The sequence below is a fragment of the Variovorax cryoconiti genome (assembly GCF_051216395.1).
GTDB lineage: Bacteria > Pseudomonadota > Gammaproteobacteria > Burkholderiales > Burkholderiaceae_C > Variovorax.
On the sequence record NZ_JBPJZI010000009.1, the window covers coordinates 114,715 to 129,642 of the forward strand.

The following is a 14,928-nucleotide window of genomic DNA, read 5'->3' on the forward strand; positions in this document are numbered from 1 at the left end:
ATTTTTATGTATGTCCTGGGCGATATGTTTAAAAAAACATAAGTTTTAAACATGTTCGACGCGAGATGGCGCAGAATTCGGTCTCTGCGCCACCGAGGAACTCCGAATGCCGTTTGATCGTGCCCAGCCGTTCAATGACTTGCCGCTGCTTCCGCCATCGGTCGAGCTTGAAAGCAAGGTGGTGCTCAAGCAGGCGATCACCGCCAACCGGGTACTGGCCAATCTGCGCGGTCTGGCCGCGCAGATTCCGAATCAGGCCGTGCTGATCAGCAGCATCGTGTTGCAGGAAGCGCGGCTGTCGTCCGAGATCGAGAACATCGTCACGACCAATGACGAGCTGTACCGGGCCGATGCCGACGCCGATGGCAACACCGATGCGCACACCAAGGAGGTCCTGCGCTACCGCGAGGCGCTGTACCACGGCTTCGACGCGCTGAAGACCCGGCCGATGGCGACCAACCTGTTCATCGAAATCGCCCAGCGCATCAAGCAGATCGAGTTCGACGTGCGTGCGTTGCCGGGCACTGCGCTGAAGAACGGGCGTGGCGAGGTTGTCTACACGCCGCCGGTCGGTGAGGCGGTGATCCGCGACAAGCTCGCCAATCTGGAGAAGTTCATACACGCCGACGACGACCTGGATCCGCTGCTGAAGATGGCCGTGATGCACTACCAGTTCGAGGCGATTCACCCGTTTCCCGATGGCAATGGGCGGACGGGGCGCATCCTGAACCTGCTTTTTCTGGTCGACAAGGGGCTGCTGGATATCCCGGTGCTGTTTCTGTCGCGCTACATCATTGCGAACAAGGCGGACTACTACGACGGTCTGCGCCGCGTGACGGAACTCCAGGAATGGGAGAACTGGCTGTTGTTCATGTTGCGCGCCGTGGAGAGCACGGCCCAGCAAACCTTCGATCAGGTCACGCGCATACGCAATCTGATGGAAGAAGTTCGGGAGCGCGTGCAGCGGGAGGCGCCGGGTGTCTACAGCAAGGATCTGGTCGAAGTGATCTTCCGGCACCCCTACACGAAGATCCAGTTCGTGGTGGATGCCGGCATTGCGAAGCGGCAGACGGCCTCGGGCTATCTGCAGGCACTGGCGAAGCTGGGCGTGCTGCGCGAAAGCAAGCACGGGCGCGAGAAGTACTACATCAACGATGCGCTTTTTTCCGAACTGGTGGCCTGAAATGGACAAGTCGATCCAATCGACATGTTGACCTAATATGTCGATTTTCATCTGTTTTTTAAACATGTTCGGATGACGTGTCGATTCGGGCGACATGTCCGAACCGAGATCGTTATTAATTTCGTTAATAAGAAAGCCAGGCCTCATGACCGAAGACCAGCTCGAACAGGAAGCCCTGGCCTGGCTGGTCGACGTGGGCTACACGCACCGCTACGGCCCCGACATCGCACACGACGGCCCGTCGCCGGAGCGGGCGAGCTACCGGCAGGTGGTGCTGGCGGGCCGGCTGCGTGAAGCCATCGACCGGTTGAACCCCGACGTGCCGGCCGCGGCGCGGGACGACGCGCTCAAGCAGGTGCTGGAACTCGGCACGCCGGTGCTGCTGTCCGCCAACCGGCAGTTCCACAGGCTGCTGGTGGCGGGCGTGCCGGTGCAGTACCAGAAGGATGGCGAGACACGTGGCGACTTCGTGCGGCTGGTGGATTGGGCGGATGCCTCGCGCAACGAATGGTGGGCGGTCAACCAGTTCACCGTGCGCGGGCCGCACCACACGCGGCGGGCCGACATCGTGCTGTTCGTCAATGGCCTGCCGCTGGTGCTGCTCGAAATCAAGAACCCGGCCGATCAGAACGCCGACATCTGGAAGGCTTACGACCAGCTTCAGACGTACAAGCAACAGATCCCTGACGTCTTTCAGTACAACGAGTTGCTGGTGATCTCGGACGGCACCGAGGCCTTGCTGGGTTCGCTCTCGGCCAATGGCGAGCGTTTCATGGCATGGCGCACCATCGACGGCGTCACGCTCGACCCGCTGGGCGAGTTCAACGAGCTGCAGACGCTGGTGCGCGGTGTGCTGGCGCCGGCGTACCTGCTCGATTACCTGCGCTACTTCGTGCTGTTCGAGGACGACGGCACGCTGGTCAAGAAGATCGCCGGCTACCACCAGTTCCACGCGGTGCGCGCGGCCATCGCGCAGGTGGTGGCCGCGTCCCGCTCCGATGCCGCGAGCGGTGTGCAAGGCAAGGGCGGTGTGGTGTGGCACACACAGGGCAGCGGCAAGAGCATCACCATGACCTGTTTCGCCGCACGCGTGATGCAGGAGCCGGCGATGGCCAACCCGACCATCGTGGTGATCACCGATCGAAACGATCTCGACGGCCAGCTCTTCGGTGTGTTCAGCCTGGCGCAGGACCTGCTGCGGGAGCAACCCGTGCAGGCGCGCACGCGGCAGGAGCTGCGCGCGCTGCTGGCCAACCGGCCCTCGGGCGGCATCGTTTTCGCGACCATCCAGAAGTTCATGCCGGGCGAGGACGAAGACAGCTTCCCCGAGCTTTCGGCGCGGCACAACATCGTGGTGATCGCCGACGAAGCGCACCGCACGCAATACGGTTTCGAGGCGAAGTTGAAGACGCGGCGGTCCGCATCGACGCCGCTTGCGACCGGCGACGGAGCGCCGACGCCGCACCACGCGGCTTTTGCGCCGCCAACGTATGGCGCGGGCACTGTGGAGCGCTACCAGGTCGGCTACGCGCAGCACCTGCGCGATGCATTGCCGCACGCGACCTTCGTGGCCTTCACCGGCACGCCGGTGAGCAGCGAAGACCGCGACACTCGGGCCGTGTTCGGCGACTACATCCATGTGTATGACATGCAGCAGGCGCGTGAAGACGGCGCCACCGTGGCGATCTACTACGAGTCGCGGCTGGCCAAGCTGCGGCTGAATGAAGCCGACCTCGCACAGATCGACGAAGAGGTCGACGAGCTGGCCGAAGACGAAGAAGAGAGCGATCAGAGCCGGCTCAAGAGCAAATGGGCGGCGCTTGAAAAAGTAGTGGGTGCCGGGCCGCGCATCACGAGCGTGGCGGCCGACCTGGTGGCGCACTTCGAGGAACGCAACAAGGCGCAGACCGGCAAGGCGATGGTGGTCGCGATGAGCCGTGACATCTGCGTGCACCTCTACGACGAGATCGTCAGGCTGCGCCCCGACTGGCACGACGCCGACCCGGAGAAGGGCGCCATCAAGATCGTCATGACTGGCTCGGCCAGCGACAAGGCGCTGCTGCGTCCGCACATCTACAGCGCGCAGGTGAAGAAGCGGCTCGAGAAGCGCTTCAAGGACCCGGCCGATCCGCTGCGGATGGTGATCGTGCGGGATATGTGGCTGACCGGCTTCGACGCACCTTGCGTGCACACGCTCTACGTCGACAAGCCGATGAAGGGCCACAACCTGATGCAGGCGATCGCGCGAGTGAATCGGGTCTTCAGCAACAAGCAAGGCGGGCTGGTCGTGGACTACATCGGCATCGGCAACGAGCTGAAGGCCGCGATGAAGGAGTACACCGCCAGCCAGGGCCGTGGCCGGCCGACGGTCGACGCGCACGAGGCCTACAGCCTGCTCGCGGAGAAGATCGATGTGCTGCGTGCCATGTTGCATGGCTTCGACTACAGCGGCTTTCTCAAGGGCGGCCACAAGACACTTGCGGGTGCGGCGAACCACGTGCTCGGCATCAAGGACGGCAAAAAGCGCTTCGCCGACGTGGCGCTGGCCATGAGCAAGGCTTTCACGCTGTGTTGCACGCTCGACGAGGCCAAGGCCGTGCGTGAAGAGGTCGCTTTCTTCCAGGGCGTGAAGGTGATCCTGACCAAGAAGGAGCTGACGGCGAAGAAGCGAACGGACGAACAGCGCGAGCTGGCCATCCGCCAGATCATCGGCTCGGCGGTGGTGTCGGACAGCGTGGTCGACATCTTCGACGCCGTGGGCCTCGACAAGCCCAACATCGGTTTGCTCGACGACGACTTTCTGGCGCAGGTGGCCAAGCTGCCGGAGCGCAATCTGGCGGTGGAATTGCTGGAGCGCCTGCTCGAAGGCGAGATCAAAAGCCGCTTCTCCGGCAACATCGTGCAGGACCGCAAGTTCTCGGAGCTGCTCGCGGATGTGATCAAGCGCTACCAGAACCGCTCCATCGAGACCGCGCAGGTGATGGAGGAGTTGGTCGCGATGGCGAAGAAGTTTCGCGAAGCGGCATCGCGCGGCGAAACGCTGGGGCTGACCGAAGACGAGGTGCGCTTCTATGACGCATTGGCCAGCAACGAGTCGGCGGTGCTTCAACTCACCGACGACATACTCAAGAAGATCGCGCATGAACTCACCGAAAGCCTTCGGCAGAACCTGAGCGTGGATTGGTCGAAGCGCGAAAGCGTGCGCGCCAAATTGCGGCTTCTGGTGCGGCGGATCCTGAGAAAGTACAAGTACCCGCCGGATCAGCAGGACGCCGCGGTCACGTTGGTGCTGGAACAGGCTGAACGCCTGGCCGCTGAAGAATTCGGGTGAGGCATGAGAAAAGCGGGCACAAGGCCCGCTCTTCTCAGTCGGTCGCCAATCAGGCGGCCATGATCGACACGGCCTTCGTGTTCAGGTACGCCTCGACGGCCTCCGGCCCGCCTTCCGAGCCGTAGCCCGAATCCTTCACGCCGCCGAAGGGCATCTCCGGCGACGGCGTGGCGGGCTGGTTGATCCACAGCATGCCGACTTCGACGCGGCGCGCCAGCTGGTGCGCGTTCTTGATCGACGTGGTGAAGGCGTAGCCGGCCAGGCCGAAGGGCAGGCGGTTGGATTCGGCGATGGCTTCGTCGAGCGTGTCGAAACCGCGGATGGCGGCGATCGGGCCGAAGGGTTCGTTGTTGAACACGTCGGAGTCGAGCGACACGTCGGTCAGCACGGTCGGCGCGAAGAAGTTGCCGGTGCTGCCGATGCGCTCGCCGCCGGTCGCGACCTTGGCGCCGGTGGCTTGCGCGTCCTGCACGACCTTGGCCATGGCCGTGAGGCGGCGGTCGTTGGCGAGCGGGCCGAGCGTCGTGCCTTCGGCCAGGCCGTCGCCGAGCTTCAGGCTCTGTGCGTGCTTCACCAGCAGCTGCGCGAACTCGGCCTTCAGGCTGTTGTGCACCAGGAAGCGGGTCGGCGAAATGCAGACCTGGCCGGCGTTGCGGAACTTGGCGGCACCGGCAGCCTTCACGGCCAGCGCGACGTCGGCGTCTTCCGCCACGATCACGGGCGCATGGCCGCCCAGTTCCATGGTCGCGCGCTTCATGTGGGCGCCGGCCAGGGCGGCCAGCTGCTTGCCGACCGGGGTCGAGCCGGTGAAGGTGATCTTGCGGATCACCGGATGCGGGATCAGGTAGTTCGAGATCTCGGCCGGGTCACCGAAGACCAGGCCCACGGTGCCGGCCGGCACGCCGGCGTCGACGAAGGCCTTGATCAGTTGCGCCGGCGATGCGGGCGTCTCTTCCGGCGCCTTCACCAGGAACGAGCAGCCGGCGGCCAGCGCGGCGCCGAGCTTGCGCACCACCTGGTTGATCGGGAAGTTCCACGGCGTGAAGGCCGCGACCGGGCCGACCGGCTCCTTCATCACCAGCTGCTGCGCGGCCAGGTTGCGCGAGGGCACGATGCGGCCGTACACGCGGCGGCCTTCGTCGGCGAACCACTCGATGATGTCGGCCGAGGCCAGCACCTCGCCGCGGGCTTCGGCCAGCGGCTTGCCCTGCTCTTGCGTGAGCAGCGGCGCGATCTGGTCGGCGCGTTCGCGGATCAGGCCGGCAGCGCGGCGCATGATCGCGGCGCGCTCGTTGGCCGGCACGTCGCGCCAGGCTTCGAAGCCCTTCTGCGCGGCGGCGAGCGCGCGGTCGAGGTCGGCAATGCCGGCGTGGGCGACCTGGCCGATCACCTGGCCGGTGGCGGGGTTGCGCACGTCGAGCGTCTTGCCGCTCTTGGCATCGACCCATTCGTTGGCGATGAGCAATTGGGTCGAGGGATAGGAAGTGGTCATGAGGCGTCTTTCGTCGGACAACGGAGGATGGAAAGAGGTGGGGGTGGGATCGGCGGAGTCGCCGCCGCAGCATCGGCGCGGGGCCGATCCGACATGCTACGCCAACGGCCGCGAACGCGTCAGCGTGCGGCCAGAACGGCGGCGGCCACTTCCGCGAAGCCGGCGCCACGCTCGCCCTGCGCGACATAGTGCGGAAAATCTTTCAGTTGCGGCACGAAGCGCGCCACGTTGGCCACGCCGATGCTGTGCGCGAAGGTCTTGAACATCAGCTGGTCGTTCGTCGAGTCGCCGACGTAGGCCCAGCGGTCCATCTCGGCATCGAGGTCGCGTCCCCAGAGCTCGCGCACGATCCAGCGCGCCCCGACGAGCTTGTCGTGGTCGCCGTACCAGCCGTTGATGTGGATGCTGCTGACGGTGGCATGCATGCCTTCGCCCTGCATGCGTTGCACGACCTCGTCGATCTGCGCCTGGCTCAGATGCGCGAACTCGCTGTGGTCGATGGCGATGTCGCATTCGCGCCCGGCCGAATCGGTGGCGCGCACCACGCCGGGCATCTCGCGCTCGATGCGCCCGAGCACCTGCTGCATGCGCGCGTAGTTGGCCGTGCGCGTGGCCAGGTCCTGCTGGTAGCGCTTGCGCAGCGTGCCGTCGGGCTGCCGCTCGAGCGCGACCGCACCGTTCTCGGCCACGATCGCGTCCAGCGGCCAGCTCGTGGCGAAGGGCTCGCTCCAGCCCACCGGCCGGCCGGTGATCGCCACCACCTGCAGGCCGGCGGCCTTCAGCGCGGCCAGGGCCTGCAAGGCGTCCGGCGTGATCGCGCCTTCGGTGGTGAGGGTGTCGTCGATGTCGGTGAAGACGCCGACGAGCGGTGCGCGCGACGCGGCGGGCCATTGCGCCAGGGGCAGCATGCGTTCCTTGGTGGGGTGGCGTGAGAGGAGCATTCGTGCGGCGGTGAAGTTGGAGAGCAGGCCGGCGCAACTGCCCAATGCCACGCCGATGGTCGGCGCGGCGGCACCGGGCATCCAGTGCAAGGTCAGGGCGTACACCGTGTAGTTGATGGCCGCGCCGCCGAGCATCGAGGAAAGGTACGTCAGGTACTCACGGCCGATGGGCATTCCCGCGTGGGAAGCCGATGCACCTCGAAAGGTGAAGGACCGGTTGAGCCACCACGTGCTGGACGCCGCCGCTAAAAATGACACGACACGCGCCACCAACCAGCCCAGCCACGGCGCCAACAAGTGCAGCACGGCCAAATCGACGAGCAGGCCGGCAACGCCGACCATACCGAAACGAACAAACCGGCTAGAAAGAACCGTCTTCAGCATGGAGCGAAAAGAGCGGTGCCGGAATCGAGAGGTAGATCAGACGCTTGGCTTCTTGCCGGCCAAGCGTGACGGTGTGCAAGATCGCGCCGCTCGCCTGAGTCAGCATAGCCGACAGCATGATGCCGACGGACAGCAGTGCGGTCGGCTGGCGAGGAACCAGCCCCGTATGCAGGTACTCGATCATCAGCGGTGTGGCCAATACCACCGAAAGCAGGGCCAGCAGGCTTGCCAGAACGGTGAAAAAGGCCAGCGGCCGCTCGCTGACGAACAGACGAAGGATCGTGCCGAGAATGCGCCATCCGTCGCGGAAGGTGGACAACTTGCTCTGGGTGCCTTCGGGCCGAGCCAGGTAGGCGGTGGGTACCTCCAGGTAAGGCATGCGCAATTCGAGTGCATGGACCGTGAGTTCGGTTTCGGTTTCGAAGCCATGGGCTGCGGCCGGAAACGATTTGACGTAGCGTCGCGAGAACACACGATAGCCGGACAGCATGTCTTTGAAGCGTCCACCGAACAGAGCACTCACCGCCGATGTCAATAGCGTGTTTCCAAGCCGATGCCCGGGGCGATATGTCTGCGGGTTGCGGCCGTCGTCGAACCGCGCACCCACCACCATGTCGAGGTTCTCGTTCACCAGGCGATCGACCATCTTCGCGGTGTTCGAAACGTCGTAGGTGGCGTCGCCGTCGACCATCACATAGACATCGGCTTCGACGTCGGCAAACATGCGGCGCACCACGTTGCCTTTGCCGCGCAACGAAACATGCGTCACTCTCGCGCCATGCGCGCGGGCAATGGCCGCGGTGTCGTCTGTGGAGTTGTTGTCGAAGACATGGATCGCCGCCTGAGGCAAAGCGGCTCTGCAATCCGCAATCACGGTCGCAATGGCGCCGGCTTCATTGAAACAGGGAAGGATGAATGCCATGCGGGGGCCGATGCGGGCATCGGCATGGGGGGCGGTCATGGCGTACCTTCCGACTTCAATCTGTAGAGCTTCACGGATCCTTCTGTCCTTGCGCTGTCGAAATAGCGTGCAAATTCTGGCTGTATCGCCACCTGTGGAAACCGTTCTGTATGGACAACCAACGCGTCGAAATGCTCTGCAGTCAGTTTTTTGTAGAGGTCTGCGGCGCTCAGCGATGCATAGTCCTGGTAGCGCCAGGGGCCGAAAATTTCACCCCAAACCGGCTGCGGCGCGTAGAAGAGCGAGTCTTCATTGCCCAACTGATAGATGCGGCCGACCGGGTGTGTCCGGATATACGACCACATCGCATATGCGGGCACACGCTGCGTCAGCAGCGCCGTGCGTGCTTCGGGAGTCGGCGATATCCGCTTCCAGTACCGGACCACTTCCGCGGTCGCTGCCAGTGCCAGGTAGAGCAGCAAAAGGGACGCCGCGGCAACCACGACCGCGCGCTTGCGCAGAAGCGGCCATACCGTGGACGCAAAACGGATCAGGTACACGCTGCCTGAAGCCGACAGCAACGCGAGCACGGGATAAGCAGACAACAGGTAGCGGGGGTAAGGCACGCTGACTGCCCAGACCCCGGTCATGTAGCCGCCCATGATCAGCGCGCGGCGCACAGCAACGCTGCGTCTCAGTGCCGGAATGAAGGGAACCACGAGCGCCGGCCACAAGGGCCAGGCGGGCCAGCCGCGCGCCCGTCGAAGGTCTTCGAATTGCCATTGATAGTCGGCGGCATTCCAGTCCGTGAAGCCAAAAATCCGTCCTCCCACGGGGCTGAACGGATCACCCGTCAGCAAGGCATTCCGGCCATACCAGTAGATGCACGGAATGAGCAAGGCGCCGACGACGAGCAGCCACGTCGTTGGGCGTCGATCGTGCAACATCAAACCCACGGCAAACAACGGCAACAGTGTCAGCGCCTGGTACTTCGAGCCCACGGCGAGCCCCAACGCGAAGGCGCAGGGCAGCAGCCATCGACGATCGTCGGTGGATCGCCAGGCTTGGTAGGCAATGCCCGCAACCAGCACGAAGAGAGCCACACCCATGTCGATATAGGCGCGGGCAAACTCCTCGGCGGCCAGCAGCACCCACAGCGATGCGGCCACGCAGGCCGTCAGCCGGTCCAGATGCTGAACAGCCAGTCGATAGATCAGCCATGCCACGAGCCAGCCTGCCAAGGCATGCAGAAGGTGCGGGAGCACGTCGTTGTCGAAGAGCAGGGCAGCGGCGTACAGCAGATCGAAGTCGTAGGGAAACCAGGGGTACCGCAGCCATTCGTTCACCGTTAGGTGACCGCTTTCGGCCCACTGCCGCGCATGCGGTAGGTGATACATCAATTCGTCCCACTGCGTCGGTGGGGACAATGGCGTGGTCAGCGTTGAGAGCAAGACGACCGCAAGCGCCGCCAAACCCCAGCGCTCAGAAGCGGGCGTTGCCTGCCATTGGGCTCGCCACGAAGGTCGTCGGAGCACGGTTCTTGACGCGAACGCCTGCCACGCGCCCAGAAGCACCCCGGTCGCAATCAGGGCGCTCACGCAAAGCACCGTCAGTTGCCCGGCGATGGCGAGGCCTTGCAGAACACAGATGCCGATTCCAAGACCCAGCGCGATGGCCAGCGGGGCGCCGATGCGGCTGAAAGGATCGCGATCGATTTTCAAGCGGTGCAACAGCGCTTCACCCCACCCCCAACATGCCGCCGCGACCAAAGCGATCGCGCTGTACTGCCCCAGCAAAAATCCAAGCTTGTTCATGTCGGCCCGCTTGTCAGCCCGCCGACTGCAACGCCAGCCCCGCATGCTCCCGCAACGGATGGAAATGGATCTTCGGAAAGCGCTCCTGCGCCAGCCGCACGTCATAGGGCGAGGTGCAGAGGTAAGCCAGCGTGTTCGCCGCATCGAGCGCCATGCGCGCCGGGTAGGCGTTGACGAACTCGCGCAGCTCGGCCGGCGTGTCGGCGGTGATCCAGCGGGCACCGGTGTACTGGCAGCCTTCGAGGCGCACGTCGGCGTCGTACTCGGCCTTCAAGCGGTGTTGCACGACTTCGAACTGGAGTTGCCCCACTGCGCCCAGCAGCATCGGGCCGCCGATCTCGGGGCGGAAGACCTGGATCGCGCCTTCTTCGCCCAGCTGCGCCAGGCCCTGTTGCAGCTGCTTGGTGCGCAATGGGTTCTTCAAGATCACCGTCATGAAGAGTTCCGGCGCAAAGAAGGGCAGGCCGGTGAACATCAGGTTCGCACCGTCGGTGATGGTGTCGCCCAGCTGCACGCCGCCGTGCGTCGTGAAGCCGACGATGTCGCCGGCGTAGGCTTCTTCCACGGCCTCGCGGCGCTGGCTCATGAAGGTGACAACGCTGGTGGGTCGCAGCTCTTTCGAGGTGCGCTGTACCTTCAACTTCATGCCGGGCGTGTACTTGCCCGAGGCCATGCGCACGAAAGCGATGCGGTCGCGGTGGTTGGCATCCATGTTGGCCTGCACCTTGAAGACCACGCCTGCGAAGTCCTTGTCTTCGGGCAGGACCTCTTTCACGACCGGCTGGCGGTTGACCATGGTCGTGCTGATGCGCGACTGCGGTGGCGGCGCGAGGTCGACCAGCGCGTCGAGCACTTCCATCACGCCGAAATTGTTCACGCCGGAGCCGAAGAACACCGGCGTCTGCTTGCCGGCGAGGAAGGCTTCGCGGTCCCAGGAGGGCGAAGCGCCGGTGGCCAGTTCCATGCTGTCCATGGCCGATTCGAAGTCGGCGCCGAAGCGCTTGGTCAGCGTGTCGCGGTCGCTCAGCGGGATGGTTTCGAAATCGTCCGACAGGCGTTCCTTGCCGGACTCGAACACCGTCATCGCCTGCGTGCGCAGGTTCATGATCCCGCGGAAGCTCTTGCCCTGGCCGACCGGCCAGGTCATCGGCACGCACGGCATGCCGAGCTCGCGTTCCACCTCGTCGAGGATGTCGAGCGGCTCGCGCACTTCTCGGTCCATCTTGTTGACGAAGGTGATGATGGGTGTGTCGCGCTGGCGGCAGACCTCGATCAGGCGGCGCGTCTGTGCTTCCACGCCGTTGGCGGCGTCGATCACCATCAGCGCCGAGTCGACGGCAGTCAGCACGCGGTAGGTGTCTTCCGAGAAGTCCTTGTGGCCGGGCGTGTCGAGCAGGTTGATCACGTGGTCGCGGTACAGCATCTGCATGACCGACGAGGCCACCGAAATGCCACGCTGCTTTTCGATTTCCATCCAGTCCGACGTGGCGTGGCGGGAGGCCTTGCGCGCCTTCACCGAGCCGGCGATCTGGATCGCGCCGGAGAACAGCAGCAGCTTTTCGGTCAGCGTGGTCTTGCCGGCGTCGGGGTGGGAAATGATCGCGAAGGTGCGACGGCGGCGGGTTTCGGATTCGAAGGTCATGGCGTGAACGCGGGGCGCGCGAAGAACGATGAGCGCGTGGCGCTTACGGCGCGGCGGCTACGCAAAGCCGACGATTTTAGCGAGCCCACTGACGGCGCGCGCCGTCAGTGGGCCTGCCTGGGTCAGTCGATCAGATTGATCTGCAGATAGCCGGCAGTCGATGGGTTGTCAGCGCCGACGATCGCAAAGAGCTTGGCGCCCTGCATCGCGAAGTAGTAGTCGCCCGCACCGGCGCCGTTGGTGATCTCCCGCATGCCCAGCGGGCCGAGCGCATTCATGGGGCCGAAGGTGTTCTGGGCGGTCGATGTGGTGCCGTCGATGGCGAGCGCGGCGCGGGTGGAAGTCGTCGCCTGGACGTTCACCGAGCCCCACGAGCCGGACGTGCTGCTGCCGTAACCGGAACCCGTCGGCCAGGCGTTGCTCTCGGTCACGCCGATGCGAAACACGGACGCCATTGGATTGCCGACCAGCTTGCCGGCGATCAGGAAGACCTTCTCGCCGCCGAGGCGCGCTACTCCGAAGGTCGAGTAGTTGCTCGGATTGGCAACTTCAGTCATCACCCACGTGCCGGCGGACGAACCTTGCGAGACAGTCCAGCTTTGCAGCGACAAGGCGGGGCACTGGTCAATGCGGTAGATCGTGTTGTCTACGCAGCGAACCAGTGTGGTGCCGCTGCCTGCGATCTGAAATTGCGAGATGGTCGACGAGGCCGATGCTGGCGCAACGTCGATGCCGAAGCGGTTGTACACGCCGTCGAGTGCGCTCGCGCTCGTTTCCAAGGCGCGAGAAGCCACGAAGGGCTGGACGGCGTAGCTGGTCGTTGCAGCCTGGGTGACGGTGAACGGGAACGCGCCGACGACAGTGTCCTGCGCAAACCTGAAGCGCGCCGTGTTGGCGACCGTGGTGATGCGACTGCTGCCGAACATGTAGGTGCCGGTCACGCTGGCGTCCTCGCTGATCGACCCGGACTCCGCCGCGGTGGCGTTCTCGCGCATTTCGTAGGTCTTCGTGTCGACGTTGAGTGTCAGCGTCTGCTGCGTGCCATTGGTCGCAAAGACCTTGTAGGTGCCATTGCGCGCGTCGCCAGCGGCCACGCTGAAGGCGACCGTGGCGCTCAGTGTGGTGCCCACGCTGGCGGTCACCGTGTAGAGCGCTGTAGCGGTCAGCGTGTTTACCAACTGCGACGCCCATTGGCTGCCGGAGATGCTGGGGTTGCGCAGCGTGATCGCGCTCGCCGTTCCGTTGGTCGACGTCCAGCTGGACGCCTGGCTCGGCGTCACGACCACGGCATCGCCCGGCTTCACGGCGTAAGTGCCAGACGCGTCCGGCGCGGCTTGCGCGCCGTTGACGGTCACCTTGACGGTCAGCTGCGCCTCCGCCGGCGCCGGGGTGGTGCCGCCGTTCGACAGATTGGCGCTTGCGCTTTCACCGCTGTCACCGCCGCCGCCTCCGCAACCGGCCAACAGCATGCTCAGCAGCAACGATCCGCAGAGCGCCCTCGAAATTCCTCGCATATCCAACTCCCTTTCGCGCTTTTTGCGCTGTGTTTTGAGAATCGCCTCCTGGCCGTGCCCTGGCGGCGCCCGCGTAAATGTTACTGGATGAAAGGAAAATGAATGTGACGGTGGCTGCCTTGTGACGCCGAACATTTAGAATGTCGGCTCCGAGGAGCGTTGCAGCGCCATCAGGCGTGAGGCTCGGACCCCATCGCAACCACGCTCATCCGCTGTTCTCGCGGTGAGTCCCCTTTCCGGTCGACCCGAACACAGCGGCAGTTTTCAACTTGCCTTGGAGTTCTCATGAGCGCTGTTCTCAAGCCCACCCCCGTTGCCACCGCCGACCAGGCGATCGCCGACCTGTCCCTTGCCGCCTGGGGCCGCAAGGAAATCCGCATCGCGGAAACCGAAATGCCCGGCCTCATGGCCATCCGCTCCGAATTCGCGAAGGCGCAGTCGCTCAAGGGCGCGCGCATCACCGGTTCGCTGCACATGACGATCCAGACCGCCGTGCTCATCGAGACGCTGCAAGCGCTCGGCGCCGAAGTGCGCTGGGCATCGTGCAACATCTTCTCGACGCAGGACCACGCTGCCGCCGCCATCGCCGCCGCCGGCACGCCGGTGTTCGCGATCAAGGGCGAGTCGCTGAAGGACTACTGGGACTACACCCACGCGATCTTCGACTTCGGCCCCAAGGGTTCGAAGGGCGAAGGCCCGAACATGATCCTGGACGACGGCGGCGACGCCACGATGCTGATGCATCTGGGCCAGAAGGCTGAAAAGGATCTGGGCGTGCTGGCCAAGCCGACCAGCGAAGAAGAGACCATCCTCTTCGCCGCCATCAAGGCCAAGCTCGCCATCGATGCGACCTGGTACACCCGCAAGTCGGCAGAGATCATCGGCGTGACCGAAGAGACGACCACCGGCGTGCACCGCCTGAACGAGATGTCCGCCAAGGGCACGCTGCAGTTCCGCGCGATCAACGTCAACGACTCGGTCACCAAGAGCAAGTTCGACAACCTGTACGGCTGCCGCGAATCGCTGGTGGACGGCATCAAGCGCGCCACCGACGTGATGATCGCCGGCAAGGTCGCGGTCGTGGCCGGCTACGGCGACGTGGGCAAGGGCTCGGCCCAGGCGCTGCGCGCGCTGTCGGCCCAGGTGTGGGTCACGGAAATCGACCCCATCAACGCCCTGCAGGCCGCGATGGAAGGCTACAAGGTCGTGACGATGGAATACGCCGCCGACAAGGCCGACATCTTCGTGACGACCACCGGCAACAAGGACGTCATCACGCACGACATCATGGCTGCGATGAAGGACCAGGCGATCGTCTGCAACATCGGCCACTTCGACAACGAGATCGACGTCGCGTCGATCGAGAAGTACGAGTGGGAAGAGATCAAGCCGCAGGTCGACCACATCACCTTCCCGGACGGCAAGAAGATCATCCTGCTGGCCAAGGGCCGTCTGGTGAACCTGGGCTGCGGCACGGGCCATCCGAGCTTCGTGATGTCGTCGTCGTTCGCGAACCAGACCATTGCGCAGATCGAGCTCTTCACCAAGCCCGACGCGTACGAAGTCGGCAAGGTCTACGTGCTGCCCAAGCACCTCGACGAGAAGGTTGCACGCCTGCACCTGAAGAAGGTCGGCGCGATGCTGACCGAACTGACGGACGCGCAAGCCGCCTACATCGGTGTCGACAAAGCGGGTCCGTACAAGGCGGACACGTACCGCTACTGAT

At 64.3% G+C, this 14,928-nt stretch carries 9 protein-coding genes and 1 riboswitch; of the genes, 3 read left to right on the forward strand and 6 right to left on the reverse strand.

All coding sequences use genetic code 11. From position 1 onward, the window contains the following. Positions 1–106: 106 nt before the first annotated feature. Positions 107–1,183 carry a Fic family protein gene (locus tag ACSFA2_RS20225; RefSeq protein WP_435457122.1) on the forward strand — a complete coding sequence of 359 codons (1,077 nt, stop codon included), beginning with the start codon at positions 107–109 and terminating at the stop codon, positions 1,181–1,183. Positions 1,184–1,328: 145 nt separating this feature from the next. Continuing rightward, positions 1,329–4,514: a type I restriction endonuclease subunit R gene (locus ACSFA2_RS20230; protein ID WP_435457123.1), complete on the forward strand. Its 3,186-nt coding sequence runs from the start codon at positions 1,329–1,331 to the stop codon at positions 4,512–4,514. Between the two features lie 49 nt (positions 4,515–4,563). On the opposite strand, the gene ACSFA2_RS20235 is transcribed toward ACSFA2_RS20230, so the two are convergent. The 6 genes from ACSFA2_RS20235 to ACSFA2_RS20260 all read right to left on the reverse strand — a co-directional run bounded on the left by ACSFA2_RS20235 (position 4,564) and on the right by ACSFA2_RS20260 (position 13,337). Further along, positions 4,564–6,006, reverse strand: a complete 1,443-nt coding sequence (locus ACSFA2_RS20235) for an NAD-dependent succinate-semialdehyde dehydrogenase (RefSeq protein ID WP_435457124.1) — start codon at positions 6,004–6,006, stop codon at positions 4,564–4,566. Positions 6,007–6,125: 119 nt separating this feature from the next. Further along, positions 6,126–7,331: an HAD-IIB family hydrolase gene (locus ACSFA2_RS20240; RefSeq protein WP_435457125.1), complete on the reverse strand. Its 1,206-nt coding sequence runs from the start codon at positions 7,329–7,331 to the stop codon at positions 6,126–6,128. Further along, the gene (locus ACSFA2_RS20245; RefSeq protein ID WP_435457126.1) at positions 7,309–8,292 is read right to left on the reverse strand and encodes a glycosyltransferase family 2 protein; all 984 of its coding nucleotides are present in this window, start codon (positions 8,290–8,292) and stop codon (positions 7,309–7,311) included. The genes ACSFA2_RS20240 and ACSFA2_RS20245 overlap by 23 nt, the downstream gene beginning before the upstream one ends. After that, the gene (locus ACSFA2_RS20250) at positions 8,289–10,046 is read right to left on the reverse strand and encodes an ArnT family glycosyltransferase (RefSeq protein ID WP_435457127.1); all 1,758 of its coding nucleotides are present in this window, start codon (positions 10,044–10,046) and stop codon (positions 8,289–8,291) included. Before ACSFA2_RS20250 ends, ACSFA2_RS20245 begins: the two co-directional genes overlap by 4 nt. A gap of 13 nt (positions 10,047–10,059) precedes the next feature. Then, positions 10,060–11,688, reverse strand: a complete 1,629-nt coding sequence (locus ACSFA2_RS20255; RefSeq protein ID WP_435457128.1) for a peptide chain release factor 3 — start codon at positions 11,686–11,688, stop codon at positions 10,060–10,062. A gap of 122 nt (positions 11,689–11,810) precedes the next feature. Beyond that, positions 11,811–13,337 (reverse strand): hypothetical protein, encoded by a 1,527-nt coding sequence (locus ACSFA2_RS20260; RefSeq protein WP_435457129.1) that lies wholly within the window; start codon positions 13,335–13,337, stop codon positions 11,811–11,813. A 10-nt stretch (positions 13,338–13,347) separates the two neighbouring features. Beyond that, a riboswitch (S-adenosyl-L-homocysteine riboswitch) is annotated at positions 13,348–13,416 on the forward strand. Positions 13,417–13,487: 71 nt separating this feature from the next. Between ACSFA2_RS20260 and ahcY the strand changes: the two genes are divergently transcribed. Beyond that, complete coding sequence (gene ahcY / locus ACSFA2_RS20265) at positions 13,488–14,927, forward strand: adenosylhomocysteinase (protein WP_435457130.1); 1,440 nt, start codon at positions 13,488–13,490, stop codon at positions 14,925–14,927. Position 14,928 lies beyond the last annotated feature (1 nt).

Coding starts and splice junctions, on each gene's coding strand:
- ACSFA2_RS20225 (WP_435457122.1), top strand. CDS start 107: ATGCCGTTTGATCGTGCCCAGCCGTTCAATGACTTGCCGCTGCTTCCG.
- ACSFA2_RS20230 (WP_435457123.1), top strand. CDS start 1,329: ATGACCGAAGACCAGCTCGAACAGGAAGCCCTGGCCTGGCTGGTCGAC.
- ACSFA2_RS20235 (WP_435457124.1), bottom strand. CDS start 6,006: ATGACCACTTCCTATCCCTCGACCCAATTGCTCATCGCCAACGAATGG.
- ACSFA2_RS20240 (WP_435457125.1), bottom strand. CDS start 7,331: ATGCTGAAGACGGTTCTTTCTAGCCGGTTTGTTCGTTTCGGTATGGTC.
- ACSFA2_RS20245 (WP_435457126.1), bottom strand. CDS start 8,292: ATGACCGCCCCCCATGCCGATGCCCGCATCGGCCCCCGCATGGCATTC.
- ACSFA2_RS20250 (WP_435457127.1), bottom strand. CDS start 10,046: ATGAACAAGCTTGGATTTTTGCTGGGGCAGTACAGCGCGATCGCTTTG.
- ACSFA2_RS20255 (WP_435457128.1), bottom strand. CDS start 11,688: ATGACCTTCGAATCCGAAACCCGCCGCCGTCGCACCTTCGCGATCATT.
- ACSFA2_RS20260 (WP_435457129.1), bottom strand. CDS start 13,337: ATGTTCGGCGTCACAAGGCAGCCACCGTCACATTCATTTTCCTTTCAT.
- ahcY (WP_435457130.1), top strand. CDS start 13,488: ATGAGCGCTGTTCTCAAGCCCACCCCCGTTGCCACCGCCGACCAGGCG.